This window comes from Micromonospora sp. NPDC049101 (genome assembly GCF_040648675.1).
Classification (GTDB): Bacteria; Actinomycetota; Actinomycetes; order Mycobacteriales; family Micromonosporaceae; genus Micromonospora.
In genome coordinates, this window is record NZ_JBEZED010000001.1 from 93,023 (window position 1) to 110,161 (window position 17,139).

Genomic DNA, 17,139 nt, shown 5'->3' on the forward strand with positions numbered 1-17,139 from the left:
CAGCCGGCCGCCCGTCGCCTTCGACCCCTATCGGCGACGGAGGTCGGTGGACCCCCACCACGCACCGGAAGGGCAGACCCGTGTCGAGACGACACCTCGGGATATTCACCGCCGCCGTACTGGCCGCCGCGTCGCTGACGGCCTGTGGCGGCTCCGGCGACGACTCCGCCGCATCGCCCAAGACGCTCACCTACTGGGCCAGCAACCAGGGCGCCAGCCTGGAGGCCGACAAGACAATCCTCCAGCCCGAGCTGGACAAGTTCGAGAAGCAGACCGGCATCAAGGTCACCGTCGAGGTGGTCCCGTGGTCGGACCTGCTCAACCGCCTGCTCGCGGCCGCCGCCTCGGGCAAGGGCCCGGACGTGGTCAACATCGGCAACACCTGGTCGGCGTCGTTGCAGGCCACCGGCGCGCTCGTCGAGTTCGACGACGCCACCCTGCAGGCCGTCGGCGGCAAGGACCGGATCGTGCCCGCCGCGCTCGCCGCCGCCGGCGCCCCCGGCAAGCCGCCGGCCGCCGTGCCGCTCTACAGCATGGCGTACAGCCTGTACTACAACAAGAAGTCGTTCGCCGACGCCGGCCTCACCGCGCCGCCGACCACCTGGGAACAGCTCGCCGAGTACGGCAAGAAGCTGAGCACCGGCGGCAAGTGGGGCCTGGCGATCGAGGGGGCCAACCCGTCGGAGAACGCGCACCACGCCTTCACCTTCAGCCAGCAGTACGGCGGCGAGTGGTTCGACTCGGCCGGCAAGCCGACCTTCGACACCCCGCAGAACGTCTCGGCGATCAAGCGGTACATCGACTTCATGGCCGCCGACAAGATCACCAACCCGAGCAACGCCGAGTACGCGCAGAACCAGTCGGTCTCGGACTTCGCCAACGGCAAGGCCGCCATGCTGCTCTGGCAGTCCGCCGGCTCGAACCTGAAGACGCAGAACATGGCCGCCGACGCGTACGGGGTGGCCCCGGTGCCGTTCCTGGCCAGCCCGCCGGCCGGCGGCAAGAAGGTCAACAGCATGGTCGCCGGCATCAACATGGCGGTGTTCAAGCACACCAAGAACAAGGACGGCGCGCTGAGCTTCGTGAAGTTCATGACCAGCGACGAGGAGCAGACGCTGCTCAACAAGACGTACGGCTCGCTGCCGGCGGTGAAGACCGCGGGTTCCGACCCGGCGTTCAGCGCCACCGAGCAGAAGACCATCCAGGAGACCCTGGTCACCACGGCGGCCCCGCTGCCGCAGGTGCCCGAGGAGAGCACCTTCGAGACCCTGGTCGGCACCGCGATGAAGGAGCTGTTCGCGGACGCGGCCAGCGGCAAGCCGGTCACCGAGGCGTCGGTGAAGGCGAAGCTGACCGACGCGCAGCAGAAGATGCGCTGACCCAGGCGTCACCGGTGGCCGTGGTCGGGTGTCGAGCCCGGCCACGGCCACCGCCTCCGAGAGGACCCCGATGGCAACCAGCACCACCGCGCCGGACGCCGACCGGCGCGAACCCCGGGCCGGGTCACCGGCCCGGGGGCCGGCCCGCCGGCCCCGCGGCCCCCGCCGCTCACTCCTGCCCTATCTGCTGCTCGCACCGGCCATCGTGCTGGAACTCGCCATCCACGTGGTCCCGATGGTGGTCGGGGTCTGGATGAGCCTGCTGGAGCTGACCCAGTTCCACATTCGCAACTGGTCCACCGCGCCCTTCGTCGGGCTGGAGAACTACCGGGCGACGCTCGACCTGAACAGCGCCGCCGGCAAGGAACTGTTGCACTCGTTCTGGGTCACCCTGGCCTACAGCGTGCTCTCGGTCGGGTTCGCCTGGCTGCTCGGCATCGCGGCGGCGGTCGTCCTGCAGAAGCCGTTCCGTGGGCGGGCGATCCTGCGGGCGCTGTTCCTCACCCCGTACGCGCTGCCGGTCTACGCCGCGGTGATCACCTGGAGCTTCCTGCTGCAACGCGACACCGGCCTGGTCAACCACGTCCTGGTCGACCAGCTCGGGCTGCTGAACGAGCGTCCGTTCTGGCTGATCGGCGACAACAGCTTCTGGTCGCTGCTGGTGGTGTCGGTGTGGCGCAACTGGCCGTTCGCGTTCCTCTGCCTGATGGCGGGTCTGCAGAACGTGCCGGGTGAGTTGTACGAGGCCGCCGCCATCGACGGCGCCGGGTTCTGGCGCCGGCTGCGCTCGGTCACCCTGCCCATGCTGCGGCCGGTGAACCTGGTGCTGCTGCTGGTGCTGTTCCTGTGGACGTTCAACGACTTCAACACACCGTTCGTGCTCTTCGGCGGCTCCGCGCCGGAGCAGGCCGACCTGATCTCCATCCACATCTACCGCAGTTCCTTCAAGACCTGGGACTTCGGCTCCGGCTCGGCGATGTCGGTGGCGCTGCTGCTGTTCCTGATGATCGTCTCGGCCGCGTACCTGCTGATCACCAACCGTCGGAGGGACGACCATGCGTGAGACCGCCGGTGAGCGCTGGGGCCGGCGCATCGTGCTGACCCTGCTCACCCTCTTCGTCGTCATCCCGCTGTACGTGATGGTCACCTCGGCCGCGAAGCCGTTGCAGGACGTGCAGAACGGCTTCACCTGGTGGCCCAGCCGACCCACCCTGCAACCGTTCGTCGACATGTGGAGCACCGTGCCGCTGGCCCGGTACCTGGTGAACAGCCTGGTGGTGTCCAGCATCGCGGCGATCTGCTCGGTCGCGGTGGCCATCTTCGCGGCGTTCGCGGTCAGCCGGTACCGGTTCCGCGGCCGGAGCCTCTTCTCGGTGACCGTGCTGTCCACCCAGATGTTCCCCGGCATCCTGTTCCTGCTGCCGCTGTTCCTCATCTACGTCAACCTGGGCAACGCCACGGGCATCGAGCTGTACGCCAGCCGCACCGGCCTGGTGATCACGTACCTGACCTTCTCGCTGCCGTTCTCGATCTGGATGCTCGTCGGTTACTTCGACTCGATCCCCCGCGGGCTGGACGAGGCGGCGCAGGTCGACGGGGCCGGGCCGCTGCGCACCCTGTTCCAGGTCATCCTGCCGGCCGCCGTACCCGGCGTCGTGGCGGTCACCGTGTACGCGTTCATGACCGCCTGGGGTGAGGTGTTGTTCGCGTCGGTGATGACCGACGAGGGCAGCCGCACCCTGGCCGTCGGCCTGCAGGGCTACTCCACCCAGTTCAACGTCTACTGGAACCAGATCATGGCCGCCTCGCTGGTGGTCAGCGTCCCGGTCGTCGTCGGGTTCCTGGCCCTCCAGCGCTACTTCGTCGCCGGCCTCACCGCCGGCGCGGTCAAGTGAGTCAGTCAATGCCAGAGGAGATCCGTCCCGTGCCCGACCTGTCCAAGCTGCCACCCGACTTCCTCTGGGGCGTCGCCACGGCGGCGTACCAGATCGAGGGGGCCGTCGACGTCGACGGCCGGGCGCCGTCCATCTGGGACACCTTCTCGGCGACCCCCGGCAAGGTCGACAACGGCGACACCGGCGCGGTGGCCTGCGACCACTACCACCGGTGGCCCGAGGACTTCGCGTTGCTGCGCCGGCTCGGCGTGGGCGCGTACCGTTTCTCGGTGGCCTGGCCCCGGGTGATGCCCGACGGCGTCGGTCGGGTCAACCCCGCCGGGCTGGACTTCTACGACCGGCTCGTGGACACGCTGCTCGCCGACGGGATCCGGCCGTTCGTCACGCTCTACCACTGGGATCTGCCGCAGACGCTGCAGGACGCCGGCGGCTGGCCGGAGCGCGCCACCGCCGAGGCGTTCGCCGACTACGCGGCGGTGGTCGCCGCCCGTCTCGGTGACCGGGTCGCCGACTGGTGCACCGTCAACGAGCCGCTCTGCGTGTGCTGGATCGGGCACCTGGAGGGCAACATGGCCCCCGGCGAGCGGGACCTGACCCGGGCGGTGCACGCCTCGCACCACGTGCTGCTCGGGCACGGCCTGGCCACCCAGGCGATCCGCGCCAACGCCGCCCGTCCGGCCTCGGTGGGTCTGGTGCTCAACCTCAGCCCGATCGAGGCGGCCACCGACCGACCCGAGGACGTGGCGGCGGCCCGCCGGGCGGACGGGCACGTCAACAGGTGGTGGCTGGACCCGATCCACGGGCGCGGCTACCCGGCCGACATGATCGCCACCTACGGCGTCGAGCCACCGGTACGCGGCGACGACCTCACGGTGATCGCCACGCCCACCGACTTTCTCGGGGTGAACTACTACTTCCGTCAACTGGTGGTCGACGACCCGACCGGCGCGGCACCGTACGCCCGGCAGGTGCCGGTGCCCGGCTCGGTGGAGACCGCGATGGGTTGGGAGATGTACCCGGCGGGGCTGGAGCGGCTGCTCGTCGACGTGCACGAGGAGTACCGGCCGGGTCGGATCATCGTCACCGAGAGCGGTTCGGCCTGGCCGGACGAGGTCACCGCGGACGGCACGGTGCAGGACAAGGAGCGCACCGACCACCTGGAGCAGCACCTGGCGGCGTGCGCGTCGGCGGTGGCCCGGGGGGTTCCCCTGGACGGCTACTTCGTCTGGTCGCTGCTGGACAACTTCGAGTGGGCGTACGGCTACGACAAGCGCTTCGGGCTGGTGCACGTGGACTACCCGACGCAGCGCCGGACGATGAAGGCGAGCGGTCTGCGCTACGCCGAGTTGATCAGCGCCCACCGGCGTCTCGGGAGCACGACCGGGACGGCAGCGCCGGTGGCCTGACCATCACCGGCGGTCCGACCGGCCGTCCGGGGAGCCGTCGTGGCGACCCGGGCGGCCGTTTCGGTCCCGATCGGACGAAACCGCCACCGACCGCTGTGCCCGGTGGCTAACCTGCGGCAATGTCCGCAGCACCTGACGAGGTCGAGCAGCCCGACGCCGGGGCGCGAGTCTCCGGTACCGACCGGATGACGGCCTTCAGCGACGGTGTCTTCGCCATCGTCATCACGCTGCTCGTCATCGACCTGCGGGTGCCGGAGTACCACGAGGGCGAGTTGCTCACCGACCTGCTCGACGAGGGAGCCTCGTACCTCGCGTTCGTGGTGTCCTTCGTCTACGTCGGGGTGCTCTGGCTCAACCACCACGCGCTGCTGCGGCTGATCCGCGGCACGACGCTCACGCTGAGCTGGATCAACCTCGGCGTGCTCTTCGGTGCGGTGATCATTCCGTTTCCCACCGCCGTGCTGGCGTCGGCGTTCACCCGCGGCGACACCGACGACCAGCGCGCGGCCGTCGCCCTGTACGCGCTGTCCGCCGCGCTGATGTCGGCCCCCTGGCTGGTGTTCTTCGGCTACCTGCGGCGGCACCCGGTGCTGCTGCGGCGCGGGGTCAGTCCCGAGTACGCGCGCAGGCAGCGGCTGCGGCCGATCACCGGCCTGGTCCTGTACGCGCTCGGCGGCCTGCTCGGCTGGTTCGTCAACCCGCTGCTGGGCCTGCTCGCGGTCATCTTCATGATCACGTATCACGCGGTGACGAGCGAGGGGCTGCCCCGGTGGCTCACCCGTCGCTGACCAGCCGGGGCAGGTCGGCGGGGGTGTCCACGTCCAGCGGTGAGCCGACGTCGTTGCAGGGCACCTCGACCACCAGGTCCGGCCGGTCACGGAGCAGGTCGCGGGCACCCCGGTCGCCGATCGCGTACCGGTCCAGCAGCGGCCAGACGTCCCGGCCCAGCAGGACCGGGTGCCCCGGCCGGCCGGCGTAGGTGGCGACCGCGACGAGCGCACCACTGGCGTACGCCGCCCGCACCCGGTGGACCGCGACCGGGTGCAGCAGCGGCTGGTCGACGAGGACCACGACCGCGGCCGGCACGTCGGCCGGCAGCGAGGCCAGGCCCCGGCGCAGTGACGAGCCCAGCCCCTCGGACCAGCTGTCGTGCCGGACCGGCACCGCGCCGGGCAGGTCGGGCACCTCGTCGGCGCCCGCGCCGAGCACCACGTGCACGGGCGTGCAGCCGCCGTCGCGCAGCAGCCGGACGCCCCGGCGCACCAACGGCTCGCCGGCCAGCTCGACAAGCGCCTTCGGCCGGCCGTAGCGCCGCCCGGCCCCGGCGGCCAGCAGCAGCCCGGCGGTCACCGTCCTCACCTCCCCGCGAAGGGCTTTGCGTTATTCGCCCCGAGATATACCGACAAAGCTAGTCTGGGCCGGTGCACGGCGGAGGAGAGAACGCGACGACGACCGACGAGCGGCACTCGTCCCGGGTGGCGTTCGAGGTCAACGGCGCGGCACGCGAGGTGACCCTGGACAACCGCACCACCCTGCTCGACACGCTGCGCGAGCACCTCGGCCTGACCGGGGCGAAGAAGGGCTGCGACCACGGCCAGTGCGGCTCCTGCACGGTGCTGCTGGACGGTCGGCGGGTGAAGAGCTGCCTGGTGTTCGCGGTCACGGTGGACGGTCGGTCGGTGGTCACCGTCGAGGGGCTGGCCGAGCCGGGCCAGCTGTCCCCGTTACAGGCCGCGTTCATCGCGCACGACGCGTTCCAGTGCGGCTACTGCACGCCGGGGCAGCTCTGCTCCGCCCGGGGCATGCTCGACGAGGTCGCCCGGGGATGGCCCAGCGCGGTCACCGCCGACCTGGGCGCGCCGGCCGACCTGACCGACGCGGAGATCCGCGAGCGAATGGCCGGCAACCTGTGCCGCTGTGCCGCGTACCCGCACATCGTCGCGGCGGTGCGCGAGACGGCGGCGACGCGATGAGGGCGTTCCGTTACCACCGGCCCGCCGACGTGGCCGACGCGGTCGCCGTGCTCGGCGCGGAGCCACACGCGGCCTACCTGGGCGGCGGCACCAACCTGGTGGACCTCATGAAACTCGGGGTGCAGCGCCCCGACGTGCTGGTGGACGTGACCGGGCTTGCGCTGGACACCGTCGAGGAGCTGCCCGACGGCGGGCTGCGGATCGGCGCGACCGTGCGCAACAGTGACCTCGCGGCCCACCCGGTGGTCCGCCGGGACTACCCAGTGCTGGCCCGCGCCCTGCTCGCCGCCGCGTCCGGACAGCTGCGCAACATGGCCACCACCGGCGGCAACCTGTTGCAGCGCACCCGCTGCGTCTACTTTCAGGACACCGGCAAGGCGTGCAACAAGCGGGAGCCGGGCAGCGGTTGTGCCGCGCTGCACGGCCAGAACCGCGACCTGGCGGTGCTGGACTGGTCCGAACAGTGCGTCGCCACCCACCCGTCCGACCTGGCCGTGGCGCTGACCGCGCTCGACACGGTGGTGGAGGTGCACGAGGCCGACGGCGCCCGGGAGCTTCCGATCACCACCCTCTACCGCTCCCCCGGCACCCACCCGGAGCGGGAGACCACCCTGGCCCGGGGCACGCTGATCACCGCCGTCCGGCTGCCGCCGCTGCCGGCCGCACACCGCTCGACGTACCTCAAGGTCCGTGACCGTGCCTCGTTCGCGTTCGCCGCCGGCTCGGTCGCCGCCGTGCTGGACCTGGACGGCGACGTGGTCCGCGACGTGCGGCTGGCGTACGGGGCGGTGGCGCACCGGCCGTGGCGGGCCTACCGGGCCGAGGAGGAGCTGCGGGGTCGGCCGTTCAGCCCGGAGCTCGCCGGGCGGGCCGCCGACGCGGAGCTGGCCGAGGCCCGCCCGTTGCGGCACAACGGCTTCAAGGTGCCACTGACCCGGGCCATCACCGTGCGGGCGCTCAGCGAGCTGGCGTCGTCGTGAGCACCGGGGCGGTCGGCCGCGCGTACCCCCGGTTGGAGGGCCCGGAGAAGGTCACCGGCACGGCCCGGTACGCGGTGGAGTACCCGGTGGACGGCGTCACCTACGGCTGGGCGGTGCCCTCGGCGGTGGTCCGGGGCCGGATCACCCGGATCGACTCGACCGAGGCGATGGCGTCGCCGGGCGTGCTGGCCGTGGTGCACCACGGCAACGCGCCCCGCCTCGCCGCCGGCGGGCCGCCGGAGCTGTGGCTCTTGCAGGAGCCGGCGGTGCACTACCGGGGGCAGTTCGTCGCGGTGGTGGTGGCCATCAGCCTGGAGGCGGCCCGCGAGGGCGCCCGGCTGGTCCGGATCGACTACGACACCGGACCGCACAGCACCGTGCTCACCACCGACCACCCCGGCCGGTACCGGCCGGAGCACGTCAACCCCAGCTATCCGACCGACACCGCCGAGGGCGACTTCGACGCCGGGTACGCCGCCGCCCCCGTCCGGGTGGACGCCACGTACCGGACGCCCGCCTACCACAACAACCCGATGGAGCCGCACGCCACGACGGCGCAGTGGCGCGACGGCCGACTGCTGGTGCACGACTCCACCCAGGGCGCGTCGCCGGTGCGGGCCACCCTCGCCGAGCTGTTCGCGCTGCCCCCGGAGGCGATCCGGGTCATCGCCGCGCACGTCGGTGGCGGCTTCGGCAGCAAGGGGTACGCGAAGGCTTCGGTGGTGCTGGCCGCCCTCGCCGCCCGACACGTGGACCGGCCGGTCAGGCTGGCGTTGACCCGTCAGCAACTCTTCGGGCCGGTCGGGTACCGCACCCCCACCATCCAACGGGTCCGCCTCGCCGCGGACACCGACGGGCGGCTCACCGCGATCTGCCACGACGCGATCAGCCAGACCTCGACCATCCGGGAGTTCGCCGAGCAGACCGCCGTCTACACCCGCAGCATGTACGCCGCACCCCACCGCCGCACCACGCACCGGCTGGTCCGCCTCGACGTACCCACGCCGTTCTGGATGCGGGCACCCGGCGAGTGCCCCGGCGCGTACGCCCTGGAGTCGGCGATGGACGAGCTGGCCACCGCCATCGGCGTCGACCCGGTGGAGTTGCGCGTCCGCAACGACGCGCGGGTCGACCCCGACCAGGAGCGACAGTTCACCAGCCGCAACCTGGTGGCCTGCCTGCGCGAGGGCGCGCGGCGGTTCGACTGGGCCGGTCGGGACCCGACGCCCCGCGCCCGGCGCGACGGGCGTTGGCTGATCGGCACGGGGGTGGCCGGGTCGAGCTACCCGGCGCGGGCCAGGGCGTCGTCGGCCACCGCCACCGCCCGACCCGACGGTGGCTTCCTGGTTCGGATCAACGCCACCGACATCGGCACCGGCGCCCGGACGGCCCTCTGGCAGGTGGCCGCCGACGCGCTCGGGGTCCCGCCGGAGCGGGTGGAGATCCACATCGGGGACAGCGACCTGCCGGCCGCGGCGTTGGCCGGGGGTTCGACAGGCACCGCCAGTTGGAGCTGGGCGGTGATCCGCGCCTGTCAGGCGCTGGGCGGGAAACTGCGCGCGGGCGTGCCACCGGATCGGGAGGTGAGCGCGTCCGCGGACACCACCGACGAGGTGGGCGAGCAGCCCGTCCTGCCCCGGTACGCGTACGGGGCGCAGTTCGCCGAGGTGCGGGTGGACGCGGACACCGGCGAGGTACGGCTGAACCGGATGCTCGGGGTGTTCGCGGCCGGGCGGGTGGTGAACCCGACGACGGCCCGCAGCCAGCTCGTCGGCGGCATGACGATGGGGCTGTCGATGGCGCTGCACGAGGAGGGTCTGCTCGACGAGCGGTACGGCGACTGGGTCAACCACGACCTGGCGACCTATCACATCACCGGCTGCGCGGACGTGGAGTCCATCGAGGCGTACTGGCTGGACGAGCGGGACGACGAGCTGAACCCGGCCGGGGTGAAGGGCCTCGGCGAGATCGGCATCGTCGGTGCGGCGGCGGCGGTCGCCAACGCGGTGCACCACGCCACCGGCGTGCGGATCCGGGACCTGCCGATCCGGTTGGACAAACTCATCGGAGCATCAGAGCTGGCTTAAATAAGCCAGTGGTGATACAAATGTCGTCGTGCACGCCTTCGACGTGCTGGGCGATCCGGTCCGGCGCCGCATCCTGGAGCTGCTCGCCGACGGCGAGCGGACCGCCGGCGCGGTCAGCGCGGTGATCCGCGACGAGTTCGGCATCTCCCAGCCCGCCGTGTCCCAGCACCTGAAGGTGTTACGGGACAACGGCTTCGCCACCGTGCGGCCGGAGGGCACCCGGCGGCTCTACGCGGTCGACCCACGGCCACTGCGTGAGGTCGACGGCTGGCTGGAGCATTTCCGCCGGTTCTGGACCCCACCCCTGGCGGCACTCGCCACCGAGCTGGCCCGGGGCCGACGCGAACGTCGGCTGCGCGAGCCCACCGACTCACCCGACGAGAGGGACACCTGATGTTCGACGCAACCGAGCAGATCAACGCCGTACAGCGCGCGGTCGGCAGCCGCACCCTGGAGGCCGGCGAGGCTCGGGTGACCACGATCAGCCAGACCTACCAGGCGACGGCCGAGGATCTGTGGGACGCCTGCACCAACGCCGAGCGCATCCCCCGCTGGTTCCTGCCGATCTCCGGCGACCTGCGGCTGGGCGGCAAGTACGAGCTGCAGGGCAACGCCCACGGCGTCATCGAGAGCTGCGAGCCGCCGCACCGGTTCACCGCCACCTGGGAGTACGGCGACGAGGTGAGCTGGATCGAGGTGCGGATCACCGCGGTCGACGACGAGCGTGCCCGCCTCGACCTGGACCACATCGCGCACGTCGACCAGGACCGGTGGGCCCAGTTCGGGCCCGGCGCCGTCGGCGTCGGCTGGGATCTCGGGCTGCTCGGCCTCGCCGCCCACCTGGCCGGCGACGGCAGCGGGGTCACCCCGGAGCAGAGCGCCGAATGGAGTGCCTCCGCCGAGGGCCGACAGGCCATGGAGCTGAGCAGCCGACTGTGGGGTGCGGCGAGCATCGCCGCCGGCACCGACGCCGACGAGGCGAACGCCGCCGCCGCGCGCACCACCGCCTTCTACACCGGCGCACCGGCAGTCTGAGCGCAACCAGCGCAGCGGCGCAGCGGCGGCCAGCGGCCGGGCGGCGCGGCGGTGGCGGCCGGGCGGCGGTGACGGCGGGCGAGCGGGCGGGCGGCGCGGCAGCGGCGGGCAGGTGGCGGCGGCCGGGCGGCGCGGTGGCGGCGGCCGAGACGCTGCGGCGGCGCGGAGTAACGTGCTGCGGCATGACCGGCACGCCGTACTCGCACTGTTCCTACTGCGGCGCGGCCTACCCGGCGGCGGCCGGGTGGCCGCGCGTCTGCGCGGTCTGCGGCGAGACCGTCTGGCGTAACCCGCTGCCGGTGGCGGTCGCGGTGCTGCCGGTCCGCACCCCCGACAGCCTGGGTGTGGTGGTGGTCCGCCGGGACATCGAGCCGGCCCGCGGCCTGCTCGCGCTGCCCGGCGGCTTCATCGAGTACGGCGAGAGTTGGTCCGACGCCCTCGTCCGTGAGCTGCGGGAGGAGACCCGACTGGTCGCGGCGGCCGAGGACGCCCGACTGTTCGCGGTGCACAGCGCTCCGGCCGGCGGCACGATGATGATCTTCGGTGTGCTGCCCGAGCAGGCGGCCGAGGATCTGCCACCCTCAGCGCCCACCGAGGAGGCGACCGAGTGGCTGGTACTCACCGACCCGATCGAGCTGGCCTTCTCCACCCACACCCAGGTCCTGGCCGACTTCCTGAACCCCAACCGCCGGGCCTGAACCCCCGCCTCTGCGCTGCCCCGCCACCGTTCGCCTCGTCACCCGCACCCGACCGCCAAGATCGTCCTCGATCCTGGTTATCAACGCCGTTGCGTTAAGTGGAACGGCTGTCCGTCAACCAGCACTGCCTCGCCGATCATGGAGTTGTGGTGGATAACAGAACGCCCGTAAAACCCCCAAAGTCGGCACCACAACTCCATGATCGCCAAGCCGGGCCCAACCCGCTCCCCGATCGGGCACTTCCTGTCCCGGGTTGACCCGCCGGCTACAGCCCTAACGCAGCGGTGTTGACAACCAGGATTGAGCACGATCTTGACGGCGCGAGGGAGAGGCGAGGGCGGCGCGGGGCGAGGGCGGCGCGGGGCGAGGGCGGCGCGGGGCGAGGGCGGCGCGGGGCGTCAGTTGGGCCGGGCGTCGTTGGCGCCGGTCAGGTAGCCGCTGGCCTGTAGGTCGAACAGTTCGCGGTAGAGGCCGCCGGCCGCCATCAGCTCGTCGTGACCGCCTTGCTGGACGAGTCGGCCCCGCTCCAGCACGAAGATCCGGTCGGCGTGCCGGACGTTGGCCAGCCGGTGGGTGATCAGGACGACCGCGCGGTCGGGGCGACGGCGCAGGTGCTGGAACAGGGCGTGTTCGGCACGCGCATCCAGGGCGGCCGAGGGTTCGTCACAGATCAGCAGGGCGGCGTCGCGGTAGAGGCCGCGGGCCGCGACGAGCCGCTGCCACTGCCCGCCGGACAGCTCGTGGCCATCCTTGAACTCCCGGTCGAGCAGCGTGTCGTAGCCGTGCGGCAGGCTGACGATCATGTCGTGCGCGGCGGCGGCGTCGGCGGCCTCCTGCACGCTCGGGCCGGAGCGGTCCGGTGGGCGGTCGTGCCGCCCGACGCGGATGTTCTGCCCGGCGGTGAACGGGAACTTCCACCACTCCTGGGTCATCACGGCGACCTGGGCGCCCAGGGCGCGCGGGTCCAACTCGGCGGCGTCGACCCCGTCCCAACGGATCACCCCGCCGGTCGGTTGGTAGAGCCCCGCGATCAGTTTGGCCAGGGTGGTCTTGCCGGAGCCGTTCTCGCCGACCAGCGCGATCACCTCACCGCGCCGGATGGTGAGGCTGACCCGGTCCACCGCCGGGGCGTCGGTGTCGGGGTAGCGCAGGCTCACGTCGTCCAGCTCGATCACGTCGACGCCGTCGGTCACCCGGTTGCCCCCGATCGGCACCCGGGCGTGGGCGCGGGCCAGGAAGTCGCGGTAGTCCTGGTAGTAGAGGGCGTCCTCGTACAGCGAGTTGGTGGCGACGACCGCCACGCCCAGGCTGCTTCGGGCGGACTGCAGCGCGAGCAGGGCGGTGGCCGCGGCGGCGAGGGCGACCATCCCGGCCAGCAGCAGGCCGCCGAGGACCGCGTACACGCCGAAGGTGGCCAACCCCGCCACCGTGGCACCGACCACCCGGGTGCCGGTCTGCGAGCGGACCAGCCGCAGTTGGGCGCGGGTCTCGACGGCCATCACGCCGCGGTACTCGGCGAGCAGGAAGTCACGCATCTGGTACGCGCGCACCTCGGCGGCGGTGTGCCGGTTGGCCATCAGGTGGGCCAGCATCCACATCCGACGCCGCCTGGTGATCCGGGCCAGCATCGCCAGGTACTCCCGGCGGGCCATCCGCACCGCCGTGACCGCCTGGGGCACCGCGGCGAGCAGCAGGCAGGGCAGCAGCAGCGGTTGGATGACTGTCACCGCGACGGCGGTGGCGAGTATCCCGACCACGCCGGTGACCAGGTTGACGGTGTGGTCGACGATCCAGGCGGCCTCGGCCATCCCCCGGTCGCGGGCGCGGTCCATCTCCTCGGCGAAGCCGGCGTCGTCGAACGCGGCGAGGTCCACCGCCGTGGTGGCCTCGAACAGCCGCAGCTCCACCTGATAGTTGATCTGCGGGGTCAGCCGGGCCTGGGCCCAGCCGGCCGCGATCGTCAGGCCGCCGCGCGCCGACACCGCCGCCGCGGCCACGATCAGCGCCGGCAGGGCCGAGCGGACCCGGTCCGGGGTGGGGCCGGCGGCGAACAACTCGCGCAGCACGCTGGTCGTGGCGAGCAGCCCGAACGTGGTCATCACCCCGGCGGCGATGTTCAGGCCGATGGAGGCGACCGTGTCCCGACGGTTGGTGGCCCAGGCCAGGCCGACCGCCTCGCGGACCAGCCGCGGCAGTCGACGGGCCACCGCCCAGAAGCTGGTGTGCGCGAACTCCTGCGCGTGGTGCAGCCAGTCGCGGTCCTCCAACTCCGGCAGCATCGTGCCCGGTGGATCGTCCGGCTGGTCGTCGTTCTCGACGGAGGTGCGCTGGCGGGCCATCGACTCCACGGGACCCTCCTCGGGGCGGGGATCACGAACGCCGCCCGAGACTACTGCCCGCAACCACCCGATGTCCTTAGGTAGTCGGCGCGTCGCGTGGCTGGTCCGGCGAGCCCTCCGTGATCGGCAGCAGCACCCGGAACGTGGTCCGTCCGGGCTCGGTCTCCACCCGGATGTCGCCGTGGTGCTTGTGCACCACGATCCGGTACGAGATGTCCAGCCCCAACCCGGTGCCCGCGCCGACCGGCTTGGTGGTGAAGAACGGCTCGAAGATGCGCGGACGCACCTCGGGCGGGATACCCGGACCGGTGTCGGTGACCTCCACCGCCAGCAGGTCGCCGACCATCGCGGTGCGGACGGTCAGCACACCCTTCTCCCCCATCGCGCCCAACGCGTTGTCGATCAGGTTGGTCCACACCTGGTTCAGCTCGGCCGCGTACGCCGGGATGTGCGGGAGGTCGCGGTCGTACTCGCGGACCAGCTTGACCTCGGCGGGGACCTTCCCCTTGAACATCACGAGCGTGGCGTCGAGCAGGTCGTGCACGTCCACCACCCGGTGCGGTGCCCGGTCCAGCTGCGAGTACTGCTTGGCGGCATCCACCAGGCCGGAGATCCGGGTGACCGCGTCGCCGATCTCGCGCATCAGCAGCTCGGTGTCGACCGTGTAGGTGAGCCAGCGCACCGCCGCCTCCAGGTCCGCGGCGCCGACCGCCGCCTTCACCTGCGCCAACCAGGCCGCGTCGAGCCCACCGCCGACCAGGATCGGCGCCAGGTCCCAGGCCCCACCGACCCCGTGCTCCTCCAGCCAGTCGGTGAGGGTGTCCTCGGCGTCGGCGGTGGCCATCGGGGTCAGCTTCGGTGCGGTGGCGACCCGGGCGACGGCCTCCTCCTGCAACGCGACGAGGCCGTGCAGGGCGCGACCGTCGAGCCGGCCGTCGGCGACCATCGCGAGCTTGTGTCGCATCCCGGCGACCCGGTCCCGCAGCACCGAGGTGGCCCGCACCGCCGCCGCGGCCGGATTGTTCAGCTCGTGGGTCAGGCCCGCCGACAGCGAACCGAGCGCCAACAGCCGCTCCCGTTCGCCGACGATGGCCTGGCTGTTGCGCAGGCCGAGGAACAGCCCCTCCAACAGATGTATCGGCATCGGGAACCAGGACCGCAGGGCGTACGCGAAGTCCTCCGCCGGCAGCACGAAGAAGTCCGAGTCGACAAGCGCCCGCATGCTGTTGCGGTAGATCTGGTCGACCTGGTCACCCAGGTACGCCTGGACGGCACCGCCGTACACCCCGCGCTGGTCGGTCCGGCTGATCTCGACGTCGTCGCCGCGCACCTGTCGGCTCAACGCCACCGCGCCGCGCACCAACACGAAGAAGCAGGTCCCGGGCTCACCCTCGGCGTACACGAGGGTGCCGCCGGCACGCTGCTCGACCCGGCCGCGCTCGGCCAACCAGTCGAGTTGCGCGTCGTCGAGAGACTCGAACAGGAACAGGGTGCGCAACTGCGCCGGTGTCAGTCGATCGGACTCGGTGGTCACTGGGCCTCCTTCGTTCGCGACTGCGGGGCTCGCAAAACCGGCTCACTCCTCGCGCTCACTGGGCCTCCTTCGCTCGCGACTGCGGGGCTCGCAAAACCGGCTCACTCCTCGCGCTCACTGGGCCTCCAGGTAACGGTGCACGAGCGAGACGGCCATCGCACCCTCGCCGACCGCCGAGGCGACCCGCTTGACCGACTCGGCCCGTACGTCCCCGGCCGCGAACACCCCCGGGACACTGGTCTCCAGGTGGTACGGGTCGCGCGACAGCGACCAGCCGGCCGGCCGGCGTCCGCCGGACAGCAGGTCCGGGCCGGTGACGATGAAGCCACGCCCGTCGCGGACCAGCACCCCGTCCAGCCAGTCGGTGCGGGGCTCGGCGCCGATGAAGATGAACAGCCAGGAGGTGTCGACCGAGCGGGACTCCCCGGTGCGGGTGTCGCACAGGGTGAGCCGCTCCAGGTGATCATCACCCGCCCCGCCGACCACCGCCGTGTGCGGGTGCACGGTGATCCGGTCGATCCGTTCCAGCTGGTCGATCAGGTAACGCGACATCGAGGCGGTCAGGTCCGCACCCCGGATCAGCAGGTGCACCCGCGCCGCGTACCGGGAGAAGTGCACCGCCGCCTGGCCGGCGGAGTTGGCCCCGCCGACGATGTAGACGTCCTGCTCGACGCAGCTCGGCGCCTCGGTGGCGGCGGCACCGTAGAAGACCCCCCGACCGGTGAAGTCGGCCAACCCGGGAGCGTCGAGCACCCGGTACGACACCCCGGTGGCCAGGACCACGGTGTGCGCCGCGATCTCAGAGCCGTCACCGAAGCGCAACAGCCGGGCGCCGCCGGCCTCACTCAGACCGACCACCTCCCGGGCACTGAGCAACTCGGCACCGAACTTGACCGCCTGCCGCCGGGCCCGATCGGTCAACTGCGCACCGGAGACGCCGTCGGGAAAGCCCAGGTAGTTCTCGATCCGGCTGCTCTGCCCGGCCTGCCCGCCGGTCGCCCGCCGCTCGACGAGCACCGTGCGCAGCCCCTCCGAGGCGCCGTACACCGCCGAGCCCAGGCCGGCCGGGCCGCCGCCGATCACCACCAGGTCGTAGAAGTCACACGCCGGCACCACTGTCAACCCGGCGAGCGCGGCCAACTCGGCCTCGCTGGGGGCGACAAGCGCCTTGCCCTCCGGCGTCACCACAAGCGGTACGTCCGCCTCGGTGGCCCCGGCCGCGTCGAGCAGGCGGGCGCCCTCCGGGTCGTCGGAGAGCATCCACCGGTACGGCACCAGGTTGCGCGCCAGGAAGTCACGGACCTTGAACGACGGCGCCGACCAGCGGTGCCCGACGACCCGGATCTCGGCGCTCGCCGCGTCCGGGGTGATCGACCACGCCTCCAGCAGCCCGTCGACCACCGGGTACAGCTTCTCCTCCGGCGGATGCCAGGGTTTGAGCAGGTAGTGGTCCAGGTCGACGACGTTGATCGCCTCGATCGCGGCCTCGGTGTCCGCGTACGCGGTGAGCAGCACCCGGCGGGCGGCCGGGAAGATGTCCATGGCGACCTCCAGGAACTCCACCCCGGTCATCTCCGGCATCCGGTGGTCGGCCAGGAGCAGCGCCACCTGCTCGCCGCGCAGCTTGACCTCTCGCAGCGCGTCCAGCGCCTCCGGCCCGGAGGAGGCCCGCAGCACCCGGTAGCGGTCACCGTAGCGGCGGCGGATGTCCCGGGCCACCGCACGGGACACCACGGGGTCGTCGTCGACGGTCAGGATCACCGGGTTCGCCATGGCGCCATGAAATCACCTCCTGCCACTCGGCCGCACCTGG

Annotated in this window: 15 protein-coding genes; 11 read left to right on the top strand and 4 right to left on the bottom strand. The window is 72.0% G+C overall.

What is annotated here, in order from left to right; genetic code table 11:
- The first annotated feature begins 80 nt into the window (after positions 1 to 80).
- The 5 genes from AB0B57_RS00430 to AB0B57_RS00450 all read left to right on the top strand — a co-directional run bounded on the left by AB0B57_RS00430 (position 81) and on the right by AB0B57_RS00450 (position 5,468).
- The gene (locus tag AB0B57_RS00430) at positions 81 to 1,379 is read left to right on the top strand and encodes a sugar ABC transporter substrate-binding protein (RefSeq protein WP_357063364.1); all 1,299 of its coding nucleotides are present in this window, start codon (positions 81 to 83) and stop codon (positions 1,377 to 1,379) included.
- A 70-nt stretch (positions 1,380 to 1,449) separates the two neighbouring features.
- Positions 1,450 to 2,442, top strand: a complete 993-nt coding sequence (locus AB0B57_RS00435) for a sugar ABC transporter permease (RefSeq protein ID WP_357063367.1) — start codon at positions 1,450 to 1,452, stop codon at positions 2,440 to 2,442.
- Positions 2,435 to 3,274, top strand: coding sequence for a carbohydrate ABC transporter permease (locus AB0B57_RS00440; protein WP_357063369.1), 840 nt, complete (start codon positions 2,435 to 2,437; stop codon positions 3,272 to 3,274). Before AB0B57_RS00435 ends, AB0B57_RS00440 begins: the two co-directional genes overlap by 8 nt.
- A gap of 38 nt (positions 3,275 to 3,312) precedes the next feature.
- The gene (locus AB0B57_RS00445) at positions 3,313 to 4,680 is read left to right on the top strand and encodes a GH1 family beta-glucosidase (RefSeq protein ID WP_357064478.1); all 1,368 of its coding nucleotides are present in this window, start codon (positions 3,313 to 3,315) and stop codon (positions 4,678 to 4,680) included.
- 119 nt (positions 4,681 to 4,799) lie between these two features.
- A complete protein-coding gene (locus AB0B57_RS00450; RefSeq protein WP_357063371.1) occupies positions 4,800 to 5,468 on the top strand; it encodes a TMEM175 family protein in 669 nt (222 codons plus the stop codon).
- On the opposite strand, the gene AB0B57_RS00455 is transcribed toward AB0B57_RS00450, so the two are convergent.
- Entirely contained in the window at positions 5,455 to 6,030 is a 576-nt protein-coding gene (locus AB0B57_RS00455; protein WP_357063374.1) for a nucleotidyltransferase family protein, read from the bottom strand. The genes AB0B57_RS00450 and AB0B57_RS00455 overlap by 14 nt on opposite strands.
- 125 nt (positions 6,031 to 6,155) lie before the next feature.
- On the opposite strand from AB0B57_RS00455, the gene AB0B57_RS00460 reads away from it, so the two are divergent.
- The 6 genes from AB0B57_RS00460 (at position 6,156) to AB0B57_RS00485 (ending at position 11,453) form a co-directional block, all read left to right on the top strand.
- Positions 6,156 to 6,653, top strand: coding sequence for a 2Fe-2S iron-sulfur cluster-binding protein (locus AB0B57_RS00460; protein ID WP_357064479.1), 498 nt, complete (start codon positions 6,156 to 6,158; stop codon positions 6,651 to 6,653).
- Positions 6,650 to 7,633, top strand: a complete 984-nt coding sequence (locus AB0B57_RS00465) for a xanthine dehydrogenase family protein subunit M (RefSeq protein WP_357063377.1) — start codon at positions 6,650 to 6,652, stop codon at positions 7,631 to 7,633. The genes AB0B57_RS00460 and AB0B57_RS00465 overlap by 4 nt, the downstream gene beginning before the upstream one ends.
- Positions 7,630 to 9,720, top strand: a complete 2,091-nt coding sequence (locus AB0B57_RS00470; protein WP_357063380.1) for a xanthine dehydrogenase family protein molybdopterin-binding subunit — start codon at positions 7,630 to 7,632, stop codon at positions 9,718 to 9,720. The genes AB0B57_RS00465 and AB0B57_RS00470 overlap by 4 nt, the downstream gene beginning before the upstream one ends.
- 28 nt (positions 9,721 to 9,748) lie before the next feature.
- Entirely contained in the window at positions 9,749 to 10,114 is a 366-nt protein-coding gene (locus AB0B57_RS00475) for a metalloregulator ArsR/SmtB family transcription factor (RefSeq protein WP_357063383.1), read from the top strand.
- On the top strand, positions 10,114 to 10,755 hold the full coding sequence (locus tag AB0B57_RS00480; RefSeq protein ID WP_357063386.1) for an SRPBCC family protein: 642 nt from the start codon (positions 10,114 to 10,116) through the stop codon (positions 10,753 to 10,755). Before AB0B57_RS00475 ends, AB0B57_RS00480 begins: the two co-directional genes overlap by 1 nt.
- A 182-nt stretch (positions 10,756 to 10,937) precedes the next feature.
- Positions 10,938 to 11,453 (top strand): NUDIX domain-containing protein, encoded by a 516-nt coding sequence (locus AB0B57_RS00485; RefSeq protein WP_357063390.1) that lies wholly within the window; start codon positions 10,938 to 10,940, stop codon positions 11,451 to 11,453.
- A 398-nt stretch (positions 11,454 to 11,851) separates the two neighbouring features.
- On the opposite strand, the gene AB0B57_RS00490 is transcribed toward AB0B57_RS00485, so the two are convergent.
- From AB0B57_RS00490 to AB0B57_RS00500, 3 genes are all read right to left on the bottom strand, one after another.
- Entirely contained in the window at positions 11,852 to 13,792 is a 1,941-nt protein-coding gene (locus AB0B57_RS00490; RefSeq protein WP_357064481.1) for an ABC transporter ATP-binding protein, read from the bottom strand.
- A gap of 76 nt (positions 13,793 to 13,868) precedes the next feature.
- Positions 13,869 to 15,326, bottom strand: coding sequence for an ATP-binding protein (locus AB0B57_RS00495; protein WP_357063393.1), 1,458 nt, complete (start codon positions 15,324 to 15,326; stop codon positions 13,869 to 13,871).
- Positions 15,327 to 15,440: 114 nt separating this feature from the next.
- Positions 15,441 to 17,099 (bottom strand): FAD-dependent oxidoreductase, encoded by a 1,659-nt coding sequence (locus tag AB0B57_RS00500; protein WP_357063396.1) that lies wholly within the window; start codon positions 17,097 to 17,099, stop codon positions 15,441 to 15,443.
- Positions 17,100 to 17,139 lie beyond the last annotated feature (40 nt).